General features: G+C 73.8%; 18 protein-coding genes. 7 read left to right on the top strand and 11 right to left on the bottom strand.

The features are described 5' to 3' along the window. Window positions 1–111: 111 nt before the first annotated feature. The 7 genes from ACZ4TG_RS31220 to ACZ4TG_RS31190 form a co-directional block, all read right to left on the bottom strand. Window positions 112–1,524 carry an aldehyde dehydrogenase family protein gene (locus ACZ4TG_RS31220; RefSeq protein WP_468169159.1) on the bottom strand — a complete coding sequence of 471 codons (1,413 nt, stop codon included), beginning with the start codon at window positions 1,522–1,524 and terminating at the stop codon, window positions 112–114. Between the two features lie 108 nt (window positions 1,525–1,632). Further along, window positions 1,633–3,141: a CitMHS family transporter gene (locus ACZ4TG_RS31215; RefSeq protein WP_468169156.1), complete on the bottom strand. Its 1,509-nt coding sequence runs from the start codon at window positions 3,139–3,141 to the stop codon at window positions 1,633–1,635. Between the two features lie 73 nt (window positions 3,142–3,214). Continuing rightward, complete coding sequence (locus ACZ4TG_RS31210; RefSeq protein ID WP_468169153.1) at window positions 3,215–5,635, bottom strand: molybdopterin oxidoreductase family protein; 2,421 nt, start codon at window positions 5,633–5,635, stop codon at window positions 3,215–3,217. Window positions 5,636–5,822: 187 nt separating this feature from the next. Next, window positions 5,823–6,443, bottom strand: a complete 621-nt coding sequence (locus ACZ4TG_RS31205) for a TetR/AcrR family transcriptional regulator (protein ID WP_468169150.1) — start codon at window positions 6,441–6,443, stop codon at window positions 5,823–5,825. A 35-nt stretch (window positions 6,444–6,478) separates the two neighbouring features. Further along, entirely contained in the window at window positions 6,479–7,786 is a 1,308-nt protein-coding gene (locus ACZ4TG_RS31200; protein WP_468169439.1) for a hypothetical protein, read from the bottom strand. Between the two features lie 80 nt (window positions 7,787–7,866). Next, window positions 7,867–8,748 (bottom strand): cupredoxin domain-containing protein, encoded by an 882-nt coding sequence (locus ACZ4TG_RS31195; RefSeq protein WP_468169436.1) that lies wholly within the window; start codon window positions 8,746–8,748, stop codon window positions 7,867–7,869. A 92-nt stretch (window positions 8,749–8,840) separates the two neighbouring features. Beyond that, entirely contained in the window at window positions 8,841–10,982 is a 2,142-nt protein-coding gene (locus tag ACZ4TG_RS31190) for a right-handed parallel beta-helix repeat-containing protein (RefSeq protein ID WP_468169147.1), read from the bottom strand. Window positions 10,983–12,546: 1,564 nt separating this feature from the next. On the opposite strand from ACZ4TG_RS31190, the gene hmgA reads away from it, so the two are divergent. Both hmgA and ACZ4TG_RS31180 read left to right on the top strand, forming a co-directional pair. Then, window positions 12,547–13,875, top strand: coding sequence for a homogentisate 1,2-dioxygenase (gene hmgA / locus ACZ4TG_RS31185; RefSeq protein WP_468169144.1), 1,329 nt, complete (start codon window positions 12,547–12,549; stop codon window positions 13,873–13,875). 50 nt (window positions 13,876–13,925) lie between these two features. After that, window positions 13,926–14,675: a GntR family transcriptional regulator gene (locus ACZ4TG_RS31180; protein WP_468169141.1), complete on the top strand. Its 750-nt coding sequence runs from the start codon at window positions 13,926–13,928 to the stop codon at window positions 14,673–14,675. 64 nt (window positions 14,676–14,739) lie between these two features. Here the strand turns inward: ACZ4TG_RS31180 and ACZ4TG_RS31175 are convergent, their stop codons facing one another. Then, window positions 14,740–14,910: a hypothetical protein gene (locus ACZ4TG_RS31175; protein WP_468169138.1), complete on the bottom strand. Its 171-nt coding sequence runs from the start codon at window positions 14,908–14,910 to the stop codon at window positions 14,740–14,742. Between the two features lie 139 nt (window positions 14,911–15,049). Here ACZ4TG_RS31175 and ACZ4TG_RS31170 point away from each other — a divergent pair, with 139 nt between their 5' ends. After that, window positions 15,050–16,177, top strand: a complete 1,128-nt coding sequence (locus tag ACZ4TG_RS31170; RefSeq protein ID WP_468169433.1) for a type ISP restriction/modification enzyme — start codon at window positions 15,050–15,052, stop codon at window positions 16,175–16,177. 34 nt (window positions 16,178–16,211) lie between these two features. Here the strand turns inward: ACZ4TG_RS31170 and ACZ4TG_RS31165 are convergent, their stop codons facing one another. Beyond that, window positions 16,212–16,943 carry a TetR/AcrR family transcriptional regulator gene (locus ACZ4TG_RS31165; protein WP_468169135.1) on the bottom strand — a complete coding sequence of 244 codons (732 nt, stop codon included), beginning with the start codon at window positions 16,941–16,943 and terminating at the stop codon, window positions 16,212–16,214. Between the two features lie 70 nt (window positions 16,944–17,013). Between ACZ4TG_RS31165 and ACZ4TG_RS31160 the strand changes: the two genes are divergently transcribed. The 3 genes from ACZ4TG_RS31160 to ACZ4TG_RS31150 all read left to right on the top strand — a co-directional run bounded on the left by ACZ4TG_RS31160 (window position 17,014) and on the right by ACZ4TG_RS31150 (window position 20,228). Next, window positions 17,014–18,045: an ATP-binding cassette domain-containing protein gene (locus tag ACZ4TG_RS31160; protein ID WP_468169132.1), complete on the top strand. Its 1,032-nt coding sequence runs from the start codon at window positions 17,014–17,016 to the stop codon at window positions 18,043–18,045. Beyond that, window positions 18,042–18,830, top strand: a complete 789-nt coding sequence (locus ACZ4TG_RS31155; RefSeq protein ID WP_468169129.1) for an ABC transporter permease — start codon at window positions 18,042–18,044, stop codon at window positions 18,828–18,830. Before ACZ4TG_RS31160 ends, ACZ4TG_RS31155 begins: the two co-directional genes overlap by 4 nt. A gap of 186 nt (window positions 18,831–19,016) precedes the next feature. Next, window positions 19,017–20,228, top strand: a complete 1,212-nt coding sequence (locus tag ACZ4TG_RS31150; protein WP_468169126.1) for a CaiB/BaiF CoA transferase family protein — start codon at window positions 19,017–19,019, stop codon at window positions 20,226–20,228. 77 nt (window positions 20,229–20,305) lie between these two features. Here ACZ4TG_RS31150 and ACZ4TG_RS31145 read toward each other — a convergent pair whose 3' ends face one another. Beyond that, on the bottom strand, window positions 20,306–20,575 hold the full coding sequence (locus tag ACZ4TG_RS31145; RefSeq protein ID WP_136214965.1) for a hypothetical protein: 270 nt from the start codon (window positions 20,573–20,575) through the stop codon (window positions 20,306–20,308). A 283-nt stretch (window positions 20,576–20,858) separates the two neighbouring features. Here ACZ4TG_RS31145 and ACZ4TG_RS31140 point away from each other — a divergent pair, with 283 nt between their 5' ends. Beyond that, window positions 20,859–22,586: a serine/threonine-protein kinase gene (locus tag ACZ4TG_RS31140; protein ID WP_468169122.1), complete on the top strand. Its 1,728-nt coding sequence runs from the start codon at window positions 20,859–20,861 to the stop codon at window positions 22,584–22,586. Here ACZ4TG_RS31140 and ACZ4TG_RS31135 read toward each other — a convergent pair. Continuing rightward, window positions 22,570–23,382: an SGNH/GDSL hydrolase family protein gene (locus ACZ4TG_RS31135; RefSeq protein ID WP_468169120.1), complete on the bottom strand. Its 813-nt coding sequence runs from the start codon at window positions 23,380–23,382 to the stop codon at window positions 22,570–22,572. The genes ACZ4TG_RS31140 and ACZ4TG_RS31135 overlap by 17 nt on opposite strands. Window positions 23,383–23,556 lie beyond the last annotated feature (174 nt).

Below are 23,556 nucleotides of genomic sequence, written 5' to 3'. Positions count from 1 at the left end.
CGTCGTCTCCGTACTTCCGGACTTCCGGGAATCAGAACTGCGGGTCAGGTTCAGCAGCTGCGGGCATCGCGCAGGGCTGCGGGGCAGCGCTCGCGACCGCGGGCAGGGTCCTCAGAACTGCAGGGACTTGGTCTGGAGGTACTCCCCCAGGCCGTGCGGACCCAGCTCGCGGCCCACGCCGGACTGCTTGTAGCCGCCGAAGGGCGCGAGCACGTTGAAGCGGCCGCCGTTGATGTCGACCTGGCCGGTGTCCATACGGCGCGCGAAGGCGACGGCGGTCTCCTCGTCCGCCGCCCAGACGGCTCCGCCGAGCCCGTACACGGTGCCGTTGGCGATGCGCAGGGCCTCGTCCTGGTCCTCGTACGGGAGGATCGCCAGCACCGGGCCGAAGATCTCTTCCTGGGCGATGGTCATCTCGGGGGTGACATCGGCGAATACGGTCGGGGCGATGAAGTACCCCTGCTCGTGCGGCGCGTCGGGGCCGCCCGCGACGAGCCGCGCGCCCTCCTCCACGCCCTTGGCGATGTACGCGCGGACGCTGTCGCGCTGCTTGGCGTTGACCACCGGGCCGAGGCGGGTGCCACGGTCGTGGGGGTCGCCGGTGGGGTACTTGGCGACGGCGTCGACGGCCAAGGCGACGGCCTCGTCGTACTGGTCCCGGTGCACGAGCATGCGGGTGAGCGCGTTGCACCGCTGGCCGGAGTTGACCATGGCGTGGCCGACGCCCGTGGCGACGGCCTTGGCGAGGTCGGCGCCGGGCAGGATGACGTTGGCCGACTTGCCGCCCAGTTCGAGGGCGACACGCTTGATCGCGGCGCCGGCGGTGGCGCCGATCTGCCGGCCGACGGCGGTCGAACCGGTGAAGGAGACGAGGTCGACTCCCTCGTGCGCGGCCAGTGCCTGTCCCGCGACCGGGCCGGTACCGGTCACGAGGTTGAAGACTCCGGCCGGGATGCCCGCCTCGTGCACGGCTTCGGCGAAGAGCTGTGCGGTCAGCGGGGTGTCCTCGGCCGGCTTGAGGACGAGGGTGCAGCCGGCGGCGAGAGCGGGTGCCACCTTGGCAACGACCTGGTGCAGCGGGAAGTTCCAGGGGGTGATGGCTCCGACGACGCCGACCGGCTCCATCAGCACCGTGGAGTTCCCGATCCGCTCCTCGAAGGCGTACGAGGCCGCGAGCTCGGCGAACGAGCCCGCGATCGCGATCGGCGACCCGACGTGCACCGCCTCCGCGAAGCCGATCGGGGCGCCGAGCTCGGCGGAGATGGTCTCCGCGATCTCCTTCTTGCGGGCGGTCAGCACGTCGCGGAGCGTCCCGATCAGGGCTGCCCGCTCGGCCGGCGGCGTGGCCGCCCAGCCGGGGAAGGCCTCCCGGGCCGCGCGTACGGCCTCGTCCACGTCCTCGGCGGTACCGGCCGGGACCGCGGCGATGACCTGCTCGTCGGCGGGGTTGACGACCTCTATCCGCTCACGCCCCGCGGCGGGCCGCCATGCGCCGCCGATGTACATCCCGTCGTGGGCCTTCATGGCATTCCTCCCGAGCACGCACGAGCGCGTAGACCTGACCTCGACCTGACCTCGCCAACACCCTACAAACTAGCGCCGGTAGTTTTGCGCGCGCCAGGGGCGGCCGGATCAGATGATGCCGAAAAGCATCCCCGCCGCCAGCACCACCAGGGAGGTGAGAGCGGCCCATTTCACGGTGAAACGGGTGTGGTCGCCGAATTCGACCTTGGCCATGCCGACGAGGACGTAGACGGCCGGAACCAGCGGGCTGGACATGTGCAGCGCCTGGCCGACGAGCGCGGCCCGGGCGATCTCCAGCGGGGAGACCCCGTGGGCCGCGCCGGCCTCGGCCAGTACGGGCAGGACTCCGAAGTAGAAGCCGTCGTTCGACATGAAGTAGGTCAGCGGCAGGCTGAGCAGGCCGGTGACGAGGGCCATGTGCGGGCCCATGCCCTCGGGGATCGCGCCGACCAGCCAGTCGGCCATGTGCTTGACCATGCCGGTGCCGGTGAGCACACCCGTGAAGACCGCCGCGGCGAAGACCATGCCGGCCACGTTGAGGACGTTGTCGGCGTGGGCGGCGATCCGGGCCTTCTGGTCGGGCATGTGGGGGAAGTTGACCGTGAGGGCGAGAGCGGCGCCGAGCAGGAAGAGCACCGGGATGGGCAGCAGCTCCATGATCATCGCGGTGAGCAGGGCGACGGTCAGGCCCGCGTTGAACCAGTACAGACGGGGGCGGAGGGTCGCCCGGTGCGGGTCGAGCCCCTGGAAGCCGTCGCCTTCGGGGGCGTCGGCGGACCCGCCCGCGTCGCCATGGCCGGTTACCGGGGCGGTGGTGGTTCCGGTTGCGGCGCCACCGGTCGCTGTCGCGGCGCCGCCGGCTCCCGTCGCGGTGGCGGTGGTGGCCCCCGTGGCCGCGGCGTCGAGGCCGGCGCTTCCCGGGGCGCCCGCGGCCACCGCGACGTACTGCTCCTGCGCGGGCTCCGGCTCCGGCGTCTCCTTCTCCTCGCCGGGCATGACGAGCAGGCCGACCCGGCGGCGCTCCTTCACGCCGAGGACGTAGGCGAGGACGAACACGAAGAGCAGGCCGGCCGCCAGGGCGGGAATCATCGGGACGAAGACGTCGGCGGCGTCCAGCTTGAGGGCGGTGGCGGCGCGGGCCGTGGGGCCGCCCCAGGGCAGGGTGTTCATCACACCGTTGGCGGTGGCGGCGACGCCGGTCATGACCACCAGGCTCATACCGAGCCTCTTGTAGAGCGGGTACATGGCCGAGACGGTGATCATGAACGTGGTCGAACCGTCCCCGTCGAGCGAGACGATCGCGGCGAGCACGGCCGTGCCGACCACGACCCGCATCGGGTCGGCCTTGCAGAAGCGCAGGATGCCGCGGACGACGGGGTCGAAGAGGCCGACGTCAATCATCACGCCGAAGTAGACGATGGCGAACATCAGCATCGCGGCGGTCGGCGCGAGTTTGCCGACGCCGTCGATGACGTAGTCGCCCAGCTGCGCGCCCTGTCCGGCGAACACGCAGAAGAGCGCGGGAATGAGGACGAGCGCCGCGATGGGCGACATTTTCTTCAGCATGATCAGGACCAGGAAGGTCGCGATCATGGCGAAGCCGAGGAAGGTCAGCATGCAGGGAACGTAGGTGGCGCCTCCTTGTGCCAACAAGACGTCGGCGCGTGAGCAATACGAGCAAAACCCCAGCTCAGGGCAGGGGTGCCAGTTCCACCGGGAAGCCGTTGAGCACGGCGGTGCCGGACAGCGGGTCGAGGCGGGAGCCGTCGAGCAGCTGGTTCACGTTGGCTCCGGGCGCGGCGGACGCCACCGAGAGCCGGGAACCCGTCCGGTCGTGGCCCCAGCCGTGCGGGAGGCTGACGACCCCGGTCCGGACGGCGTCGGTGATCTCCACCGGCACCTCCAGACTGCCGCCGTCGGCGGTGATCCTGGCCCGGCCCCCGTCGGTGAGCCCGAGCCGGGCCGCGTCCTCGGGGTGCACCTGGAGGGTGCACCGGTTGGAACCTCCGACCAGGGCCGGGACGTTGTGCAACCAGCTGTTGTTGGACCGCAGATGGCGGCGGCCCACGAGCACCAGGGCGGCGGGGCGTTCGGCGAGCGCCGCGCGCAGTCTGGGGAGCTCGGCCGCGATCGGGTCCGGGAGCAGGTCGATCCTGCCGCTGCGGGTCCTCAGCACGCCCGGGAGCCGGGGGCGCAGCGGGCCCAGGTCGATGCCGTGCGGGTGCGCGAGCACCCGGTCCAGACTGAGCCCGGCCTCGCCCGCGGGCTCGGCTCCGGCCTCGGTCGCGGTCGCGGCCGTGAGCCCGGCACCGGCCGCGTTTCCGGCCCCGGCCGAGGCTCCGGCCGGGCCTCCGGCCTCGTTCCCAGCCTCGGTCCCGCCCGCGGCTCCGGCCTCGCTCGCGGTCGCGGCTCCGGCCGTGCTCGTGGGCATGCCCGCGCGTGCCCGCGTACCGGCGCCGAACAGGTCGCCGTACGGGCCGAGTCGGAGCATCATGTCCAGCCGTCGCTCGGGGCCGTTCTCGCCGGTGAGGAGGCTCGCGAGGCGGGTCGGGTCCTCGCCGTGCAGGGGTGAGTCCGGGTCGGCGGTCTCCCTGGCGAGAGTGCCGTGGATGGCGAGCTCGTCCACGGCCTCCGGTGCGGCGGAGCCGTGCATGCCGGAGACGGCGAGGACGAGACGGGCGTGGATCTCGCATTCGTCGAGCCGGTCCGCCTCCAGAGGGACGGCGGGGCGGGTGTAGCGGACCTGGTTGTGGACGGCGAACCCATTGAAGGCGAAGTCGTGGTGGGCGCTCTGGGAGGGCGGGGGCGGGGGCAGTACGACATGGGCGTGGCGCGAGGTCTCGTTGAGGTACGGGTCCACGCTGACCATGAAGTCGAGCCCGGACAGGGCCGTATCGAGGCGCCGGCCGTCTGGAGCGGACAGCACGGGATTGGCGGCGATGGAGATCAGGGCACGGATCCGCCCCTCCCCCGGGGTCTCGATCTCCTCGGCCAGGGCGACGGTGGGCAGTTCGCTCTTGACCTCGGGGTGACCGCTGACCCGGCTGCGCCAACGGCCGAGGGCGAATCCCTTGCCGGGTCCGGCGGGGCGGGGCCGCGGGCCGGCCGCCGGGAGGGGGAAGAGGACGCCGCCCGGCCGGTCGAGGTTGCCGGTGAGGATGTTCAGTACGTCGACCAACCAGCTCGCGAGGGTGCCGTACTCCACGGTGCAGCTGCCGATCCGCCCGTAGACGGCGGCAGTGGGCGCGGCCGCGAGCTCGCGGGCGAGGGAGCGGATCTCGGCGGCCTGGAGGTCGCAGGCGGGTGCAACGGCCTCAGGAGTGAAACTCGCCAGGGCGTCCGCGAGTTCCGCAAGGCCCAGAGTCTGTTCCTCCAGGCTTCCGGGGGCGGTGAGCTTCTCCGCGATCAGGGTGTGCGCGAGAGCGGCCAGCAGCAGGGCGTCGCTGCCCGGGCGCGGCGCGAGGTGCCGGTCGGCCAGCCGGGCGGTGCGCGTCCGGCGTGGGTCGACGACGACCAGGGTGCCGCCGCGGGCGCGCAGCGCCTTGAGCCGGCCGGGGAAGTCGGGGGCGGTGCACAGCGACCCGTTGGACTCGACGGGGTTCGCTCCGAGGAGGAGCAGGAAGTCGGTGCGGTCGAGGTCGGGGACCGGGATGGCGAAGGGGTCGCCGAAGAGCAGGCCGCTGGAGACGTGTTTGGGCATCTGGTCCAGGGTGCTGGCCGTGAAGAGGTTGCGGGTGCCCAGGGCCTTGAGGAGGAGCGGCGGGTAGAGGGCGCCGGCCATGGTGTGGACGTTCGGGTTCCCGAGGACGACGCCGACGGACTGGGCGCCGTGCTCCCGGACGAGGGCGGGCACGGCGGCGGCGATGGCCTCGTACGCCTCTTCCCAGGTGGCTTCGCGCAGTCGGCCGTCGCGGCGGACGAGAGGGGTGCGCAGGCGGTCCGGATCGGCGTCGAGCGCACCGAAGGCGGCGCCCTTGGGGCAGATGAATCCGCGGCTGAACACGTCGTCGCGGTCCCCTCGGGCACCGGTGACGGCCGTGCCCTCGATGGTGAGGGTGAGGCCACAAGTGGCCTCGCAGAGGGGGCAGATGCGCAGGGCTGTGCGGGGCATGGGCCCTCCTGGGGGCGGCAGGCTGCGGCGCGGGCACGCGGGACACCGAGCATACCGACCGGTAGGGAGGTTGGGGAGGGGCTTGCGACCAGGGGTGGAGTCAGGGGGCGGAACGTTCCGCCCGGTCGAGCCCGGAACCCGGCTCCGCCCCGGCGATCCGGGACGGTGCGGCACTCCGGGGCCGGGGTCAGTCCAGTACGCGGGCCAGGTACGCCTGCATCATCGCGCGGGTTTCGGCGACGATCCCGGGGTCCCCGGCGGGGTCGGTCCGGAAGGCCAGCTGGATCAGCGCGTCGGTGGCCTCGACGGCGACCAGCACGGCCCGTTCGAGGGTGGCGTCGCGGATGAGGCCGAGGTGCCCGGAGAGCAGTTCGGTGAGCCGTGCGGCGACCAGATGGTTGGGATCGGCCGCCGGACCCTCGGGAGGGGGCGCGGGCACGCCGAAGTCGACCAGGGCGAAGCCGGGAACGCTGCGCTTCATGGCCAGGTATTCATCCAGGACCGCGTCCACGACGGGCCGCCAGTGGGTGGCGGGGAGGGCGGCGAGCCGTTCTTCGATGCCTTCGGCGTACCGGTCGAGGTTGCGGTGCGCCAGGGCGATGGCCATGGCCCTCTTGTTGCCGAAGAAGCGGTAGACGGAGCCGATGGGCACTCCGGCGCGCAGGGCGACGGCTCGGGTGCTGAGGTTCTCGTACCCGGTCTCGTCGAGGAGTTCGGCGCAGGCGTCGAGGATCCGGGCGAGCCGGTCGGCACTGCGCTGCTGGATCGGGGTCCGGCGCAGGGGGTGGGCGGGGGGCACGGGGTCCATCATGCCGCTCCTGGCTTCGGCTGGGGCCGTCGGCCTCAGTTCAGCAAGAGGGCGAGGCCGCCGGTGGTGTACGTGATCATCAGCGCGAGCAGCGGCAGTTGGCCGGCCACGGCCCTGGCGGGCGGGAAGAGGCGTACGGAGCGGTCGTGGGCCGCGATCACACCGAGTACGTGGCCGGTGACGACGGCCATGACCTGGAGGGTGGCGAGGCCGCCGGAGCCCAGTGGTGGCAAGGGTTCTGGGGCATTGTCAGTGCCGAGTGCGATGCTCACCGTACGTGGTCCTTCGGTTACGAGAAGGGAGAAGTAATGGGCGACGAGATAGCCGAGTGCGATCGGCACGAGTGAGTGCGCGAAGGCGGTCAGCGGGCGGGGGTGCGGGCCGCTGACGAGGCGGGTGGCCGCCGCGCACAGGCAGTACAGCGTGGCGACGAGGGCGATGGAACCGAGGAGTCCGAGGGTGGCCGTGGGGATGCGGCCGAGGGGGGAGGTCTGAACGGTGTTGATCCAGGCGGGGTTGTCGGAGTAGCCGTCGTAGGCGGTGGAGCCGAGCAGGACACAGACGGTGGCGACGAGTCCGGGCCGCTCGGGTGTCGCGTCGAGTCCGTGGAAGGGGTTACGGAGGACCAGGCGGCCGTCACTGCGGCGGCCGAGGGGGGAAAGCCGGGCCAGCAGGCCGGAGTAGGCCTCGAAGGCGTCTGCGTCGGCGAACCAGCTCTCGCCGAAGCGGGCGGCGAGCAGCAGTTGGGCGGTGGCGTAGCCGCCGAGGGCGATCAGGAGGGTGGTGGTGGATGCGGGATCCGGAGAGACGAGCTCGAGCCAGGTGAAGCCGAACAACCCGACCGCGGCGGGCCATTGGCCCAGCCTGGCGGGGAGCGGCCGGGCGGGGTGCGGCCCGCCGGGGTCGCGGCGGTGCAGGGCTCGGGAGAGCAGACGGTGCAGGGTGCGGAGCGGGTTGAGGAGGCGCCATACGGGGCCGAGGAGAAGGGAGGCCGGGACGAGTCCGACCCAGAGCAGGACGTAGACGGCGCCGGGAGCGGGGTTCCTGGCGGGGTCGTCGGGACCGAGGAGGAGGTGGAGGAGCACGGCGAGGGCGGCGGCGAGGCCGAGCCCGCGCAGGGCGGTGCGGGTGGCCGGCGCGTCGGCCACCCGCTGGAGCCCGGCGGGCAGGGCGAGGCCGGAGCGGTCGCCGCGGAAGCGGGAGGCGGACCAGAGCAGGCCCAGTGCGAGGAAGGAGATGAACAGCGCGGCGAAGGCCCCGGCGAAGGCGTAGAAGGGGGAGATCGGCAGATCGTGCTGGGATCCGATCCCGTGTGCGAGGAGGGTGGTCGTCGGATCGGCCAGGTGCGGGACCACGTCCTGGCCGGCGCAGCCACCTTCCGCGCACGGCCCCGGGACCGGGACCGGTCCGGGCTGGGGTGGGGTCACCGGACGAGGAGCTGGGTCAGGACGAGGCCGGATGCGTGGGTCTCGACCTCGAAGAGACCGGTCCGGTCGGCCGTCAGGACCAGGGTGGCCTCCTGGCCCGGCGGCAGGGCGAGTTCCTTGTCGTAGCCGTGGACGTGCAGGGTGTCGGCGCGGTCGCTGGTGACGCGCAGTGCCACGCGCTCGCCGCGCTTGAGCTCGGTGCGGCCAGGGGCGGGAGCGACCTTGCCGTCCCGGATGGTGACGGTGACCGTCCGGTCGGCCACCGGGTCCTGGGGGGTCTGCGGGGGCTGGGGGGTCTGCGGGGGCTGGGGGGTCTGCGGGGGCTGGGGGGCCTGGGGTGATGCCGTCGGGGTGGGGGCGGGGTGGCTGTGGGGCGCCTGGCCCGGGGCGGCGGCTGGGCCGCCGGTGAGGGTGGCGGTGGCCTCGACGGCCTTGCCGCCGACGGCCCAGGCGGTGTGGTCGTCGGCGTACAGGCGGACGGTCAGGGTGTGGGTGCCCTCGGGTACCTGTGCCGCGGGCAGGTGGAACCAGGGGCCGTACACCCTGGCCAGCTTGCGGCCGTCGAGCTCCAGGTGGGCGTGGCCGGCGCCGGGGAGCGCCGCGCCGCCGGTGCTGTCGGGGGTGAAGCGGAAGTTCTTCGCGGCCAGCTGGAGGTTCCAGCCGTCCTCGGAGTCGGGCCTGGTGATGAGCTGCACCTGCGGCGCGCCCTGGGCCGGAACCTCGCGCAGGCGGTGGCCGGCGCCGTCATCGGCGGCCAGCAGGGTGCCCACGTCGCCGGAGGCCTGCTCGTGGCTGGTGCCGGGCTTGTGGTGGGTGGTGGCCCGGCCCCCGCAGCCCGTCGCCGCGCCGCCCGCGAGCAGCAGAAGGAGGGCGATCAGGGCCGCGGTGCGGGAGGTCCGGCGGGGCGGGCGGGGCGCGGGGGGCGGCGTACCGCAGGCGTCGCAGCGGACGCGGTCGGCGGGGTCGTGGGTCACCGCGGGCCTCCGGCTGCGGCCGGGGGTTCGGGGGTGGCGGCCGCGCTCAGGGCCGGCGCCGGGCCGTCCGGAACGGGGGCGCGGTCTCCGTCGGGGTCTCCGCCCGGGCCTGCGGGGCGGGCCGGGGCGCCCGGGCGGGCGGAGGCGACGACCGCCCAGAGCACCCACACCACCGCGACGAGGGCGCGGACCCAGGCGGGGCTGAGCGGGATCCAGGGGATCATCAGCACGGCCTTGTCGAAGGCGTCGAGCAGGGTCAGGCCGCCCAGCAGCAGGGTGAGCCGGGCCAGCCAGGGCCGGTCCGGGCGCAGCACCAGGCCGGCTCCCGTCCACCACAGGCCCAGGAGCAGCAGGGCGAGGGCGGGCACGAAGGTGGGGGTGAGCGCCATCGTGGAACCGGCCACGTCCAGGGCCAGCCCGGCCAGGCCCAGCAGTGAGGCGACCGTCCCCAGCCGGGAGCCGCGCAGCCGGCGCCACCACAGCACCCCGCCGACGAGCAGCAGTACGGCCGCCACCGCCAGCGCGACCTGCGTCTCCACGCGCTCCAGGCCCCGGGCGCCGTACCAGTCGCAGCCCGCCGGGAGCTTGCGCGCCTGGACGTTGTAGTCGGCGCAGACCAGCAGTTGGACGAGCTTCACCGGTTCGCCGGCCAGCCGGACGGACCCGCCGGAGACGGAGCCACGGCTGTCGCCGCACTTCGGGAGGGCGCCGGGGGTGGCGCCGTCCGGTCCGGGCTGCCAGCAGTTCCCCTTGCCCTGGCCGTCCCACCAGACGTCCATGCCGTTGGGCCGGGAGGCCCCGGACTTGTCCTTGCCCAGGATGTTGGCGGCGTAGCGGTTGTGGTGCGAGGTGTCGGCCTGCTTCCCCCACGCCTCCTCGCCCCGGATGAAGGCGGGGACGGCGCTGAGGAAGAACCCGGCGCGCCGGTGCCCGTACACCCAGTTGTTCTCGTACAGGTTCCAGTTGCCGCCCGCGGTGATGATGCCGGTGCCCGGCGGCATGGAGATCTGCGGGCAGACCACGCCCTGCTCGTAGCCGCGCTCGATGGGCGGCTTGGCGCAGGTGCCGTCGGCGACGTGGGGGTAGTAGTCGGCGTTGTTGTCGTGGATCAGGTTCCGCTCGAACTTGGCGTGGTTCTGCGGGAGTCCGGGGTGGCCGGGGAAGGCGCTGTCCATCGAGGCGCCGCCCATGTTCTGGTCGAACTCGTTGTCGTGGACCCAGACGGAGTCACCGGCCGTACCGGAGTAGCCGACCATGTTGTGGTGGCTGCGGCAGCCGGTGATCTCGATGGAGTAGCGGGGGACGTCGTAGCCGCGGCCGTCGTTGATGTTGGAGGCGCTGCCGGGGTAGATGCCGGAGTCGCCGTTGCCGTACGACTCGCAGTTCTTGTAGAGCCCGTGGTCGCTGGCGAAGGTCAGGAAGCCGTACTCGTCGTTCCAGCGCGTCAGTACGTCGTCGATGACGAAACCGTCGCCGGCGAGCACGTACAGGGAGTTGAAGGTCGTGCGCTGGGCCGTGAAGTTGCGGAAGTAGATGCCGTCGGACTTGTCGGCCCGGATGGCGTTCAGCTTCTGGTACTTGGCGTCGATGACGACGTCGAGACGGGAGGCGCCGGTGCCTTCGATCTGCAGGTTCGTCTTGCCGAGGATGGCGACGAGGTTCTGGTTGTGCCGGCATTGCGCCTGCTGCTCGTACGACAGGATCTGGTAGCCGAGCGAGGAGTTGGGCGCCTTGAGCGAGGCGCACTCCCCCGTCGGCTTGGGGAGCGAGGGCTCCTCCTCGTACAGGCCGGGGAGGATCGCGATGTTCATCCCGGGCCGGTCCACGGCGTCCACGGCCTCTTGGAGGTGGCGGAAGCCGGACTGCTCGCAGCGGGCGTAGAGGTCGAGGTTGCGCTGGCGGAGGTCCTCCGGGAAGGCGGATATCCGGCGTTCGAAGGCAGGCCGGTCGGTCTTGCAGACCAGCAGGTCGGGCTCGGCCTTGCGGTACTCGGGTACGGAGCCGGTGCCGTCGGGGAGGGCGACGGGGCGCTCCTCGTGCGCGCGGGCGGCGGGCGCGGCGGCGAGGAGGGACACGAGAGCGAGGAGGGCGGCGAGGAGCGCCGCCGGCACGGCAGGAAACCTGCGGGTCCACGACATGCGCGAGAGAGTAGAGCAATGTTCACCTTTCCGGACCCCCTTCGACGCGAATCGGCCCGCCATTGCCCAACCCCCGCTGGTCGGAGACGGCCCCTGCGGCGGACCCACGGGGTCGCAGCCCCGAACACCCCTACGACGCACGGAGGTTGCACCCCAATACCCAGGCCACCCGACTGGCCGTCCCGCCGGCCTGCGCCCCGGGGCCGGACGGCTGCCCGGACCGGCCCGGGCAGCGCACCGCCGCCCACCTGCCCGGGCCAGCCCGGGCAACACACCGCCGGACCAGCCGGGCACCCGCACCGAGGTAGGACACCGCCCGGCCGGGAGGCCGGGAGGCCGGGAGGCCGGGAGGCGGAGCAGCGGGGCCGCGGCGGGTCAACCACCTGACTGGCGCAACGCAGGATGGCGGGTTCTGAGTGTGGCCCGGGCTCGGACTCGCCATCCGGCGTTCCGCCGGCCAGGTGGCCGGGAACTGGGCCCCCGAGACCGCAGGCGGGCCGTGGAGCAGCACCGACGGAGACAGCGGGAGGCCGTGAAGCGGTGGGGCGGGCCGCGAGCGGAGGCAGCGGGCGCACGAAGCGGCGACCACCGGAGGACCTGGGAGGCTGCGGGGTGGCGGAGTCGGGGGCGCCGAACCGCACCGGCGGAGGCGACGGGCGGCCACGGAGCGGCACTGGCCGAGGCGCAGGCAGCTGCGAAACGAGCGGAAACCCGGACGGCCGCCCCTGGCCCGGCGGGAACTCGGGCGCCCTCCCTCGGCCCCGTGGATACCAGGGCGCCCCCCGCCCCGGCGGGAACCAGGGCGCCCCGTCGGCCCCGCAGGGACCTGGGCGGCCACCCCCGGCGGGAACCCGGGCGCTCCCCTCGGCGCCCACCCCCTGGCCCGTGGCCCCCGCGAAGCGGTGGAGGCACCGCGCAGCCCAACACCCGGAACGGCGCAGGCGCCAAACAGCCCCGCAGCGGCAAGCTCCAGGGTCCCCAGGGCAGAACCGCGCAGCCAGCCAGCCGGTCGTGGCCACCGGCGAGGCAGCTGCCGACTTCCCGCGGTGGGGGCTCCCGGCAGCGCGGCTCCGGGCTCCCCCACGGCAGGGCCCCCCGGCTCCCGGGACCCCGGCTCCGGGCGACCCCGCAGCGGCGGCCGTCAACTCCCCCGCCGCGGGCCTTGCCCCGGCGCCGGCAGCCGCCTCCCCCGGCAGGGCACTGCGACTCCCGACGGGGCGGCTCCGGGCTGCCCCACGGCAGGGCCCCCGGCTCCCGGGACCCCGGCTCCGGGCGGCCCCCGCAGCGGCAGCCGCGACTCACCCGGCGCCGGGCCTGCCCCGCGGGCGGCGGGCTCCCCCACGGCAAGCCCCTACGTCTCCCGGGACCCCGGCTCCGGGCTGCCCCGAGCAGGGCCGGACTCCCGGGGCCCCGACCCAGGGCCGCCCCGCGGCGGCAGCCGCGACTCCCCCAGCGCGGGCCCTGCACCCCCCAGCGGCGCGGCCCGGTGGTGGGGGGCGTTGACTGGGCGGCGCAGGAATCCTACTGTCTGGCATAGGATTCCTACGGCAGACCGGGAGCGTTCATGAGTGACGGCGGCAGCAGCGAGCAGGCCAGGAAGACCGCGGAGGCGCTGGAGTACCTGACCGGCTTCGGCAACGAGCACAGCTCCGAGGCCGTCCCGGGCGCGCTCCCGCACGGCCGGAACTCGCCTCAGCGCGCCCCCCTCGGCCTCTACGCGGAGCAGCTCAGCGGCAGCGCGTTCACCGAGCCGCGCAGTCACAACCGCCGCTCCTGGCTCTACCGGATCCGCCCCTCGGCCGCTCACCCGCCCTTCACCCGCGTCGACAACGGCGGCCTGCGCACCGCGCCGTTCACCGAGACCGTCCCCGACCCCAACCGGCTCCGCTGGAACCCGCTGCCCGATCCGGCCGCCGGGACGGACTTCCTGGCCGGCCTCTGGACCCTCGGCGGCAACGGCGACGCCGCCCAGCGCACCGGCATGGCGATCCACCTCTACTCCGCCAACGCCTCCATGACGGACCGGGTGTTCAGCAGCTCGGACGGGGAGTTGCTGATCGTCCCCGAGCGCGGCGGCCTGCTGCTGCGCACCGAACTCGGCCTGCTCAGCGCCGGCCCCGGCGAGATGGCCCTGATCCCCCGCGGGGTCCGCTTCCGCGTGGAGCTGCTCGACGGCGATGCCCGGGGCTACGTCTGCGAGAACTACGGCCAGCCCTTCGAGCTGCCGGACCTCGGCCCGATCGGGGCCAACGGCCTCGCCGCCGCGCGGGACTTCCGGGCCCCGGTGGCCGCGTACGAGGACGCCGACCGCCCGACCGAGGTGGTCAACAAGTTCTGCGGGAACCTCTGGAGCGCGACCTACGACCACTCCCCGCTCGACGTCGTCGCCTGGCACGGCACGCACGTCCCGTACGTGTACGACCTGCGCCGCTTCAACGTCATCGGTTCGATCAGCTACGACCACCCCGACCCGTCGATCTTCACCGTCCTGACCTCACCCTCCGACACCCCCGGCCTGGCAGGTGTGGACTTCGTGGTCTTCGCGCCGCGCTGGCTGGTGGGCGAGGACACCTTCCGGCCGCCGTACTTCCACCGGAACGTGATGAGCGAGTACATGGGCCTGATCGAGGGCGCGTACGACGCCAAGGCGGAGGGCTTCGTGCCCGGTGGCGGTTCGCTGCACAACATGATGTCCGCGCACGGCCCCGACCGGGAGACCTTCGACAAGGCCAGCGCCGCCGAGCTGAAGCCGCAGAAGATCGACGACGGCCTGGCCTTCATGTTCGAGACCCGCTGGCCGATCACCGCCACCGCGCAGGCGGCCGGAGCCGAACACCTCCAGCCCGCGTACGACGACGTCTGGAAGGGGCTCCAGCGCCACTTCCGCGCCTAACATTCCCTGCACGCCCCGCCCCGACGTTCCAGCCGTACGGAGAACCACCCGTGACCCCCTTCGCCCCCGACTCCCTGGTACTGAACCGGAAGCTTCCGCTCTGGTACCAGGTGTCCCAGTCGCTGCGCGCCTCGATACTGGGGCGCACCCCGGACGCCTCGCTGCGCCTGCCCACCGAGGAGCAGCTGGCCGAGCACTACGGGGTGAGCGTGCTGACGATGCGGCAGGCGCTCAAGGAGCTGGAGGGCGAGGGGCTGATCAGCCGCCACCGGCGGCGCGGCACGTTCATCGAGCCGGGGGCGCGGCGCGGGGCTCCGGTACGGCTGCTGGGTTCGGTCGACGCGATCGTGGCGCAGCAGTCGGGTGAGCGTACGACGATTCTCGGCCATGCACGGACCGCCGTGTCCGGGGAGCTGCTGGAGCACTTCCCGGACACGGCGGAACTGGTCACGTACCGCAGGCTGCGCCAGGACAGCGAGAGCGGAGAGCCGACCAACTGGGCCGAGAACGCGGTCCGGCCCGAGCTGGCCGAGGGCATCGACCTGGCCGATCTCGAGCGGTATCCGATGACCAAGGTGCTCCGTGACATCGTCGGGGTGAAGATCAGCCGGATCACCGACACCGTCGAGGCCCGGCTCGCGGACCCGGAGACGGCCGACCTGCTCCAGGTCCCGCTGCTGAGCCCGATCCTGCACTACACGGGCGTGACGTACGACGAGGACGGCCGGGTGGTGGACGTGGCCCGCATCCGCTACCGCGGCGACAGGTTCTCCTTCACCGTGACCGTCGACGCGCACTGAGCCCGGCTACCGGCTACCGAAACCCCGCAGCCCCACTCCCCGGCGACAGCGGGGCCCGCTCCCGTTACTTGTCGCGCTTCTCGTCGTCCTCGACGCCCCGCTCGCCCTCCGCCTGCGACGGAGTCGTGCGCATCGTCTGCGGGTGGCGCTGCTTCTTCTCCCGCTCGTCCATGTCGTCGTCGAGGCGCTCGCCCTCGGCCTGCGAGGGCGTCGAGTATTCGTCGTACTGGCTCATGACCGTCTCCTCGGTCCACGCACAGGTACACATGCATACATAAGGAGCGTAACGCTTCGGCCTGGACGCGGCCCGGCCATTGCCCGCCCTCGCTACCATCTGCCGGGTGAGCGACGACGTACCGCTGCTGGACGATCTGATGCCCTGGGCCGTGGGCTCCCTGCGCCTGGGCCGGGACTGGGTCGCGGCCCCCGACCCGGGGACCCTGCGGGCCCGCTGGGCGGCCTTGGCCGGCGCCGAAGGGGCGCAGCGGGAGCGGCTGTTCCGCCCGACCCGCTCCCGTACGCCCTCCTCGGGAGCGGCCGCGCTCCCCGGGCAGCGGTCGGCCTCCACGGCCCGGTTCACGGATGCGCCGGGCCCCTTCCCGGAGCCCGTACGCGTGCTCCGCGCCCCGTTCGACGAGCAGTGGCTGCTGCCCGACCAGAGGCTCATCGACACCGCCCGCCCGGAGCTGTGGCGGGTCCGGGACGAGCACCAGCTGTTCGCGGTGGAGATCCCGGAGCTGCTGGTCACCGCCCATCTCCCGGCCGGCCGCCTCGGCCGGATCCGCCCGCTGCACCGGCGCCCCGGCGGCGCGGAGCCCAATCTGGCGCCGGGCCTGCTGCCCCTGCTGGGTGAGCGGCACGGCGGCTGGGTCACCCCGGAGGACGTGCTGTGCTGGATCCTGGCGGCGGGCCGTCCCGGGCCGCGCGGGGCGTACGAGGTCCCGCTCGCGGCCGATCCGGAACGCTGGCGGGCCGGGCTGGAGCTCGGCCACCGGCTGCTGACCGTCCAGCTGCGCGGGGCGCGCGGCGGTGAGCCGCCCCGGCTGCCCGGCGGGCGGCGGCCCTACGTACGCTCGGCGGTCACGGCCTGGCCGCGCGGGCTCGCGTACGACCCGCAGAGCGAGACGCTGAGCCTCGGGGAGGGGAGCATCTCCCCCGTGCCGCCGGGTGCGTGGGAGTACGAGTCCCAGGGCGAGCGGGTCCTGGAGTCCTGGTTCGCCGCCCGGGCCGCGCACCGTACGGACGGGGCCGACGGGCTGGAGGCGCTGGGCCCGGCCCAGTGGCCGCAGTCCTGGACCTCCGAGCTGCTGTCCCTGGTCACGACGCTGGCGCTGCTGGCGGATCTGGCCCCGCAGCGGGCGGCGTTCGAGCCGGGGCCGCCCATCGCGGCCGCCGAGCTGGAGGCCGCCGGGGTGCTGCCCCCGCCGCGCTGGGCCCGGCGTCCGGCTTCGGTGCTGGACCACGAGGAGGAGGGCCCGGGCGGGCAGTTCGCCCTGCTCTGAGCCAGGCGGAGTGACGCCCAGGACACCCCACCCCCTAGCTCCACGCCCCGAGCAGCCGGATGATCCAGCGGTCGAAGAGCTCCTCGGGTTCGCCCAGGTCGGCCGGGACCGCCGGGAGCGCCGGGAGCGCCGGGAGGGCGTTCGCCAGCAGCGGGTACTCCCCCGTCGCCAGCCGGGAGCCGAGCCAGGCCGTCCGTACGCCCTGCTCGGCGGCCTCGCTCCAGGGCAGCGCGCGGGCCCGCTCGGCCAGGGCCAGTTCGCTCGAGACGTACGTCGCCACCGTGCCGTTGACCGCGGCGATCAGCTCCAGCTTCTGGCCGTCCGGCGCGTCCAGCGGGGCCAGGCAGGCCAGGCTGTGCTCCAGGTACCGCAGGGCGTGCGGGCTGAAGCCGTAGACCGGGGTGAGCAGCCGGGGCAGCCAGGGGTGGCGGTGCATCAGGTCCCGCGTCTGACGGGCCAGTGCCAGCAGGTCGGCCTGCCAGTCGCCGGCCGGCGGGGTCAGCTCGTACTCCCCGCTGACCGCGTCGACCATCAGCTCGTACAGGTCCTCCTTACGCGGAACGTAGTTGTACAGGGACATCGTCCCGGCGCCGATCCCGGCCGCCACGCGCCGCATGGAGACGGCCTCGATCCCCTCGGAGTCGGCGATCCGTACGGCCTCGGCCGCGATCGAGTCGCGGCTGTGCGCGGGGCGGGGGCCGCGGCCGGCCCGCTGCGGGCGGGCCCAGATCACTTCGGGTTCAGCGGGGCGGCCGCTGGGGGTCATCGCTCATCACCTCGTTCGTCGCCACCATCCTAGTTACGTACACCGTACGGAGTCAGGTAGGGTGCCATACATGACGACTACGTACGCTGTACTTAGTGAAGGGCTGGAGAAGTGCTTCGGCGAGGTCCGCGCGCTGCGCGGGCTGGACCTGGCGGTGCCCGAGGGCACGGTCTGCGGCCTCCTCGGCCCCAACGGCGCGGGCAAGACCACCGCCGTCCGGATCCTCACCACCCTCACCGGGCCTACCGGCGGGCGCGCCCGGGTGGCCGGCCACGACGTGACCCGCGATCCGGCCGCCGTCCGCCGCGCCATCGGGGTCACCGGCCAGTACGCCTCGGTGGACGGGGACCTGACCGGCCGGGAGAACCTCCGGCTCTTCGCCCGCCTCGCCGGGCTGCGCGGGGCGGGCGGGCGGGCCCGCGCCGACGAGCTGCTGGACCGGTTCGGACTCGGCGAGGCGGCCGACCGGGTCGCCTCCACCTGGTCGGGGGGCATGAAGCGGCGCCTCGACCTGGCCGCCGGGCTGATCACGCGCCCGCGGGTGCTGTTCCTGGACGAGCCCACGACCGGGCTCGATCCGGCGGCCCGCGAGAAGATCTGGACGGCGGTACGAGCGCTCGCGGACGAGGGCACGACCGTCCTGCTCACCACCCAGTACCTGGAGGAGGCCGACCGGCTGGCCGACGACATCGTGGTCGTCGACAGCGGCCGGGCCGTCGCCACCGGCACCCCGGACGAGCTCAAGTCCCGGATCGGCGCGCACGCCGAGGTCACCATCGCCGCGCCCGGGGCGCTCGCGGGCGCGGCGGTCGTCCTCGACCAGCTCACCGGCGGCCGGCCCGTCCTGGACGAGGAGCGGCTGACCGTCGGCGCGACCGTGCTGGACGCGCGGATCACGCTGCCCCGGATCATCCGCGACCTCGACGCGGCCGGGATCCCGGTCACCGACGCGACCCTGCGCCCGCCCACCCTCGACGAGGTGTTCCTGCGCCTCACCCGGGTCCGCACCGCGGACAGGACCGGTAGGACCGGTAGGACCGGCAGGACCGATGAGACCGGCAGGGCCGTTGAGACCGACACGACCGAGGAGCACGCGGCATGAGCACCCTGCTGTCCGACGGCGGCGCCGTCCTCACCCGCCAGTTGCAGAAGGCCCGGCACGCGCCCGCGCTGCTGATCCTCACCCAGACCATGCCGATCACCATGCTGCTGTTCTTCGGCTACGTGTTCGGCAGCGCGCTCGCCATGCCCGGTTCCGAGTACCGCGAGTTCCTGGTGCCGGGGCTGCTCGCCGCGACCGCCGCGAACGGGCTGATGACCGGCATGTTCACCGCCGCGCAGGATGCCCACCGGGGGGTGATGGACCGCTTCCGGACGCTGCCGATGAGCCGGAGCGCGGTCCCGCTCGGGCAGACCGCGGCCGATCTGCTGACGACCGCGGTGTCGATGGTGCCGCTGATGCTGGTGGGGCTCGCGATGGGCTGGCGGATCGAGAACGGGCTGCCGGGTGCGCTGGGCGCCCTGGGGGTGCTGCTGCTGTTCCGCTTCGCCACCGCGTGGGTGGGCACGTACCTCGGCCTGCTGAGCCGGAGCGAGGAGGCGGCGGGCCAGCTGGGCAGCGCCACCTTCATCCTGCCGATGCTGTCGAGCGCGTACCTCCCGACCGCCGGGCTGCCCGGGTGGCTGCGGACGGTGGCCGAGTGGAACCCGATCAGCGCCGTCGCCACCGCCGTGCGCTCGCTCTGCGGGAACGCCGGCGGCGGGGCCGCGGCGGGCGCCGCCTGGCCGGCGGCGCATCCGGTGGCCGGGGCGCTGCTCTGGTCGACGGTCCTGCTGGCCCTCTTCGCGCCGCTGGCCACGCGCCGGTTCGCACGCGGCCGGGGCTGAGGACGGGGAGCCGCGGTCAATCGGGCCGCGGGAAGCCGGGCCCCAGGACGCCGGGAAGCCGAGCCGAGGACACCGGGCCTCGGAAAGCCGAGCCCAGGACTCCGAGTCCCGGGGAACCCGGGTCCCGTGAACCCGGGCCCCGGGAACGGGTGACAGATCCGGGTCCGACCAGGTAGGCAGGCTGTCATGACACCTGATGCCCGCCCCGCCGATCCGCTCCCCCTCGACGGTGTCACCGTCGTCGCCGTCGAACAGGCCGTCTCGGCCCCCTTCGCCACCCGCCAGCTCGCCGACCTCGGCGCCAGGGTGGTCAAGGTCGAGCGCCCCGACGGCGGCGACTTCGCGCGCGCCTACGACACCGCCGCCCAGGGGCTGGCCTCGCACTTCGTGTGGGCCAACCGCGGCAAGGAGTCCATCGCGCTCGACCTGAAGGATCCGCGCGGCCTGGAGGTGCTGCACGAACTGCTCGACGGCGCGGACGTCTTCGTCCAGAACCTCGCGCACGGCGCCGCGGCCCGGCTCGGCATCGACTCGGCCGCGCTGTGCGCCCGGTACCCGCGGCTGGTCGCCGTGGACATCTCCGGCTACGGCCCGCAGGGCCCGTACGCCCACAAGCGCGCGTACGACATGCTCGTGCAGTGCGAGGCGGGGCTGGTCTCGGTGACCGGGACGCCGGAGCAGCCGGTCAAGGCGGGGATCCCGGCCGCGGACATCGCGGCGGCCATGTACGCCTTCTCCGGGGTGCTCGCCGCGCTGCTGCGCCGCGGGATCACGGGGCGCGGCGGCCGGGTGGAGGTGTCGATGCTGGACGCGCTCGCCGAGTGGATGGGGCATCCGCTGCACCACACCGTGCACGGCGGGGAGCAGCCGGCCCGGACCGGCCTCGCCCATGCCGTCATCGCGCCCTACGACGCGTACGCGACGGCCGACGGGGACCGGGTGCTGCTGTCGGTGCAGAACGACCGGGAGTGGCGGCGGCTGGCCGAACAGGTGCTGAATCGGCCCGAGTTGGCGGACGATCCGGCGTACGCGACGAACGCGGCACGCACCCTGGGCCGGGAGAAGACCGACGCGGTGGTGGCGGAGGCGCTGGCCGTACTGGACGCGGCCGAGGCGATCGGGCGGCTGGAGGCGGCGGGCATCGCGTGCGCGCGGCTGAACTCGGTGGCGCAGCTGGCCGGGCATCCGCAGTTGGCGGCGCGCGACCGCTGGCGGGAGGTCGGATCACCGGCCGGCCCGCTGCGGGCCCTGCTGCCGCCGATCGGACTGCCGGACGGGGTGGCACCGCGGATGGGAGCGGTGCCCGCCCTCGGCGAACACACCGACGCCCTGCTGCGCGCCCTGGGGATGACGGGCGCGCAGATCACGGCACTGCGCCGGGACGGTGTGGTCGCCTGAGGCGGGAAGCGTCGGGAACAGCGGGGACGAACGGGGCCGGGGTGCAGCCGGGTCAACCGGCCGCATTTCGGGGTCAGTTACGAGCGGCGGCTGCCGAAGAGCGTGCGACGCAGCCGACGCAGCGGCGCGAAGAGCGCGACGCGTGCGCTCCGGCTCCGCTGGACGTGCGTGTGGTCGCGAGAGGTGAGCTCGCGCATCAGCAGGGTCGCCTCGGCCGCCTCGTGGTGCGGGACGGCAGGTCCGCCCAGCACGGCGAGGTGGCGGTCGAGGCGCGAGCTGGTCGCGCTGCTGCCGCAGGTGATGGCAGGCACGCGAGGCGGCCTGCTGCGCATTGCTATCTGTTCCATGTCTCTCCCCACCCGTACGAGGGCACCCGGCCCGGGCAGGTTAACCCTATCGCCCCCGCGTCGCGCTCGGGTATCCCGGTGGTGTGAATTACCCCTATACCTACGGGGAGTTGACGATTACTCAACGGAGTCAACGGTCACTCTCCGCACAGGAAGCGCGGAACCGGCGAGCCCCCGGGGGTTCATGGGGGTACATACGGGCAGTCCTGTCACGACGGGGGCCGCGGAGCCCGCGCCGCGCTAACTTGGAGTGATCGTCCGGCAACGCATTCGGGGGGCGCGCATGAGTGGGAACGAGAATGCGGACGGGCGTGTCATCGCCGGCCGGTACCGGCTGCTGGGCCCCCTCGGCCGGGGCGGCATGGGAATCGTGTGGCGGGCGCGCGACGAGGTGCTGGGCCGCGAGGTCGCGGTCAAGGAGGTGCGGGCGCCCGCCGGGCTGGACGCGGCCGAGGTGGGCCGGATGTACCGGCGCCTGGAGCGGGAGGCCTGGGCGGCGGCCCGGGTCTCGCACCGCGGGGTCGTCACGGTCTACGACGTGGCGAACGAGGACGGCCGCCCCTGGATCGTGATGGAGCTGGTCCGCGGGCTCTCCCTGGCCGAGGTGCTGGAGGGCGAGGGGCCGATGACCCCGCAGCGGGCCGCGCACATCGGGGAACAGGTGCTGGCGGCGTTGCGCTCCGCGCACGGGTCGGGGGTCCTGCACCGCGACGTCAAGCCCGCCAACGTGCTGGTCGCCAACGACGGGCGGGTCGTGCTGAGCGACTTCGGGATCGCGAGCCTGGAGGGGTCCTCGGCCATCACCATGACCGGCGAGGTGGTGGGATCCCCCGAATTCCTGGCACCGGAGCGGGCGTTGGGGCACGAACCGGGCCCGGAGTCGGACCTGTGGTCGCTCGGGGTGATGCTGTACGCGGCCGTCGAGGGGGTCTCGCCGTTCCGGCAGGACACCCCGCTGTCGACGCTGCGGGCGGTGGTGGACGAGGAGTTCCCGCCGCCGCGCCGGGCCGGGCCGCTGGCGCCCGTACTGGAGGGCCTGCTGCGCAAGGATCCCGCCGAGCGGCTGCCCGCGGCGGAGGCGGCCCGGATGCTGCGGATCATCGGCGCGGGCGGCGCCGTACGGGCCTCCGGCGGACCGGTGTCCGGGCCGGACTCTCCGACGGCCGCGGCGCACCACCACGAGCGGGGCGCCGGTCCGTACGGGGCGACGCCGCCGATGCCGATGCCGATGCCGGTCCCGGCGGGCGCGTCCGGGTCCGCGTCCGGGTCCGGGTCCCCACCCGGGTCCGCGTCCCGGCAGGGGCGGGCCGGGCTGGTGCTGACGGCCGGGATCGTGGTGCTGCTGCTGGCGCTGGCCGCACTGGGCTGGCTGCTGCTGAAGGACCGCGGGGACCGGGGCGGCGGCGCGGCCGGCGGGCCGACGGGTGGGGCGGGCAGTTCGCAGTCGGCGCCCGCGAAGCCCAGCCCCTCCGCGTCGGGGCCGGCGTCCCCGTCGGCGAGCGGCGGTGGCGGCGCGCCCGCGCAGAAGGTCACCCTGTACGTCCACACCCTGCGCGGGAGCTACGCGGGCAGCTGCCCGCCCGCCCAGGTGAGCGCGCCGGCCTTCACAGGCACGCTGGAGGTGGCCACGACCCCCGCCGAGCTGGAGTACCGCTGGGTCTCCCGCGGTGGGGCGCCGGCCGGCTCCGGCGCGGGCTGGCAGGGCGTCACGTACGAGGCGGGCGGCCCCAGGACCCGGCAGGTCAACCACACCGAGCTCGGCCACCGCGCCGGGGCGACCCTCGACGACGCGGTCCGGCTGGAGGTGCGGGGGCCCGCGCAGGCGGTCTCGGAGTGGCTGGAGTTCTCCGTGACGTGCGAGAAGGAGGCCCCGACGGGCGGGCCCTCCTCCCCGGCTCCCTCCGGCTCCCCCGGCCCGACGCCGACGCCGACGCCGACGGAGACGCCGACGCCGAGCGCGGAGGAATCGGCCGACGCCAGGGCCTGGACCCCGGTCAGGCCTTGCTGCTGAAGGACGGCAGGTAGCCGCCCGACTGTCCGGCGGCCGTCGGGTGGTAGGACTCCCCGATGTTGGCCCAGTTGACGCTGTGCAGCCACGGGCTGCCGGAGCAGATCTCGTGGCCCGTGAAGGCGCCGGCGACCGGGGCGAAGGCGAAGCCGTGGTCGGCGGCGCGTTTGGCGACGGCGGCGTTCAGGTAGTCGGACGCCCCGTTGATGGCGGAGCGTTCGCCCTCGGTCAGGCCGGCGACGCAGGATCCGTTCAGCTTGTAGAAGCGGGGATAGCCGAGGACGACCACGCGGGCGCCCGGGGACCGGCTGGAGATGGCGCTGTACACCTGGTCGAGCTTCCCGGGGAGGGTGGAGTCGACGTAGGCCTTGGCCTGGTTGACGCGGCTGACGCAGGTGGACTCCGACTGGAGCACACAGGTCGTCATGACGTCGGCGAAGCCGGCGTCGTTGCCGCCGATGGTGATGCTGACGAGATCGGTGCCGGAGTTCAGCGGGCCGAGCTGGTTGGCGAGGACGTCACCCGTTCGGGCGCCGGAGCAGGCGGTGAAGGAGAAGGTCTGCGGGGAGTGGGCGGCGGCCCAGAGGGCCGGGTAGGCGCGGGTGGTGCGCTTGCAGTCGCCGCTGGAACCGTCGTAGTTGCCGGCGCCGACGCCGGACGAGTACGAGTCGCCGAGAGCGACGTAGCCGAAGTCGGCCCGGGCGGTGGCGGCCGCCTGGCCCGCGCCGAACAGGGTGGCGCCTGCGGCGAGGAGGAGGGAGGAGGTGAGGGCAGCGAAGCGCGACATTCTCTTGCTCATGTGTGCGGCTCCTTGTGGGGGTTACTCCTGAGTCCGTGGTACAAGGAGCCGAGGGGTTCTGGAAGTGTCCATGCCAAGAATATTCGGGGCAGAGTCGTGGCCGGAATCTTCACCACCGATGCGTTTGAAGAGGGAACTTGGCCACCCGTTCCGGCGAAACACGGGTGCACGAGG

It is taken from the genome of Streptomyces sp. NPDC028314, assembly GCF_055565795.1.
This window is presented reverse-complemented; position numbering and strand designations above follow the sequence as displayed.